Annotated in this window: 3 protein-coding genes and 1 pseudogene; all 4 read left to right on the plus strand. The window is 62.1% G+C overall.

Annotated features, from left to right (window positions below; translation table 11 throughout):
- A pseudogene (locus EN932_RS33675) lies at nucleotides 1-642 on the plus strand (hypothetical protein); the annotation flags it as partial.
- Nucleotides 643-718: 76 nt separating this feature from the next.
- Complete coding sequence (crcB, locus tag EN932_RS33680; protein WP_063172204.1) at nucleotides 719-1093, plus strand: fluoride efflux transporter CrcB; 375 nt, start codon at nucleotides 719-721, stop codon at nucleotides 1091-1093.
- Between the two features lie 62 nt (nucleotides 1094-1155).
- Nucleotides 1156-2136 carry an RluA family pseudouridine synthase gene (locus EN932_RS33685; protein WP_024505072.1) on the plus strand — a complete coding sequence of 327 codons (981 nt, stop codon included), beginning with the start codon at nucleotides 1156-1158 and terminating at the stop codon, nucleotides 2134-2136.
- Between the two features lie 2 nt (nucleotides 2137-2138).
- Nucleotides 2139-2577 (plus strand): DMT family transporter (locus tag EN932_RS33690; protein WP_164890770.1); only part of this gene is annotated, 439 nt, incomplete at its 3' end.

A 2577-nucleotide genomic window follows, 5' to 3' on the forward strand; every position in this document is an offset into this window, starting at 1 on the left:
GCCTACGCCCAGGCAATCGTTGCGATCGTTTCGATGCCGGCGCTGAGATCGCGATGGTCGACCGCCGCGATAGCCGTTGCCGCCGTGCTGGCGTTTTTCGGTACTTTTTTCCCGATTGGCCGCCAGGTGCTGTCACCGGTCAGCTACGTCTTTGCCAGGGAAGCCACGCTCCCGCTGCAACTCGACAATCTTCCAGAATACAGGCGCCTTATCGATGACCTTCTTGGAAAGATGGGACCTGGGGACCGGTTGTCGGTATTTGCGTCCAGCGGGATCATGAGCGACTCATTGCTCTATGAAATGGACAAGGACCTTTACCCCCGCATCGAGTGGGCTTGTCAGGTCGATAGTCGCGATCGGTTCAGACCGGCGGCGTTGAAGTCCAAATACGTTGTCGTGACCGATCCGCCCGTTACCCATCTGCAGCCGGGTGCGCAGCTCTGTGTCTCGATACCGGACCAATACATTGTCGAGGGCAAAGGCATCGGCGCTGCATACAGGCGCATCGCGGCGTACCAGCTGTCCGGCGACGTCAAGGGCTACCTCTACGAACAGGTGCGCCCTATCGGAAAAACGGAGATCGATGACCTCTATAACGAGTTCAGGAAAAAATATCCGGGATGGGCAACGCCTGAGTGGTGACGAGCTCGGCTGATCCGTGCGCTTGCGCCCACAGCGAGGGATTGACCGGGCAGCCCTGCGGGGGCAGTAAACGGTCATGTTCAATCTGTTTCTCGTCGTCGTCGGTGGCGGCATCGGTGCCGGAATTCGTCACCTTACCAACATCGGCGCGCTGCGTTTTGTCGGCCCCAACTATCCCTGGGGCACGATGGCCATCAACGTCATCGGCTCCTTCGCCATGGGGCTGTTCATCGCCTCCATGATGCGCCGTGGCGGATCGAACGAGGTCAGGCTGTTCGTTGCCACCGGCATTCTTGGGGGCTTCACCACCTTCTCAGCCTTTTCGCTCGATTTTGCGACGCTGTGGGAGCGGGGAGCCACGCTGCCTGCGCTGGGTTATGCCCTTGCCAGCGTCATTGGCGCCATTATCGCCCTGTTTCTGGGACTTTGGCTCGCAAGAAGCCTGCCTTAGTGCTATTGCCGCGCCAAGAACAGGCCGAGCTTGGCTCGGGAAACGGATAAGCGACAAAAAACATGGCAGGCGTTGAACAGATCACGGTGGAAGCCGGCGAGGCGGGCATGCGGCTCGACCGCTGGTTCAAGACCCATTTCCCGGGCCTTGGTTTCGGCCATTTGCAGAAGCTTCTGCGCTCCGGCCAGATCCGTGTCGACGGCGGCCGGGTCAAGGCCGACACCCGTGTCGAGCCCGGCCAGATGGTTCGCGTCCCACCGCTCGAGGTTGACAAGAAGGGCGAGAGTGCGCTGACCGGCCACTCGATCCGCAACCAGGGCGATGCCGATGTCCTGTCGAAAATGCTGATCCATGAAGACCCTAAGGTTTTCGTCTTCAACAAGCCGGCGGGCCTTGCGGTGCAGGGCGGCTCGGGCGTCACCCGCAATGTCGACGACATGCTGGAGGCCTGGCGCAACCAGAAGGGCGAGAAGCCCAGACTGGTTCACAGGCTCGACCGCGACACTTCGGGCGTGCTGGTCGTCGCCCGCACCCGACTGGCCGCCATGAAGCTCTCGGAAGCGTTTCGCGCCCGCGAGACCAAGAAGACCTATTGGGCGCTGGTCAAGGGCGTGCCGCCCAAACGCGAGGACAAGATCTCGACCTGGCTGATCAAGGAGCCGACGCCGGACGGTGACCGCGTGCGGGTCGCCGCGCATGGCGAAAAGGGCGCCGACCACGCTGTGTCCTACTACCGCATCATCGAGCAGGCGGCGCAGACGATGACCTGGCTTGAAATGGAGCCCTATACGGGCCGCACCCACCAGCTTCGCGTCCATGCCGCCTACATCGGCTGCCCGATCCTGGGCGATCCGAAATATTTCGAGGCCGACACCAACTGGGACTTTCCCGGGGGCATTCAAAACCGCCTGCATCTGCACGCCCGCCGCATCATCATTCCGCATCCCGACAAGGGCGTCATCGATGTCACGGCGCCAATGCCGCCGCATATGCGCCAGAGCTGGAACCTGATCGGCTTCGACGACGCCAGCGCGGAGGACTGATCGTGAGCGGCGCCACCGACGCGCTCGACCGGCGCGACACGGTCGACCTGGCCGCCGCCGCGATCATGGTCGGGCTGACCTTTTCCTGGGGGCTGAATTACGTCGCCGCCAAGATCTCCTATGCTGGCTATGATCCGGTTTTCCTGTCGATCGCGCGCTCGATCATCGGCGGCATGTGTGTCTTTGCCTGGTGCCGGTGGCGCGGCATCGCGCTTTTCACGCGCGACGGGACCTTGCTCGCCGGCATCTTGGTTGGCGCGCTTTTCGGCATCGAGTTCCTTTGCCTCTATGTCGGCCTGGAGCATACGACCGTTGCCCGCAACACGCTGCTGGTCAACACCATGCCGTTCTGGATGCTGCTCGGCGGCCATTTCCTGCTCGGCGAGCAGCATCCAGAACGGCATGGTGTTGACCAGCAGCGTGTTGCGGGCAACGGTCGTA

The sequence above is a fragment of the Mesorhizobium sp. M7A.F.Ca.US.002.01.1.1 genome (genome assembly GCF_004022955.1).
GTDB classification, from domain to species: Bacteria; Pseudomonadota; Alphaproteobacteria; order Rhizobiales; family Rhizobiaceae; genus Mesorhizobium; species Mesorhizobium ciceri.

Coding starts and splice junctions, on each gene's coding strand:
- crcB (WP_063172204.1), top strand. CDS start 719: ATGTTCAATCTGTTTCTCGTCGTCGTCGGTGGCGGCATCGGTGCCGGA.
- EN932_RS33685 (WP_024505072.1), top strand. CDS start 1,156: ATGGCAGGCGTTGAACAGATCACGGTGGAAGCCGGCGAGGCGGGCATG.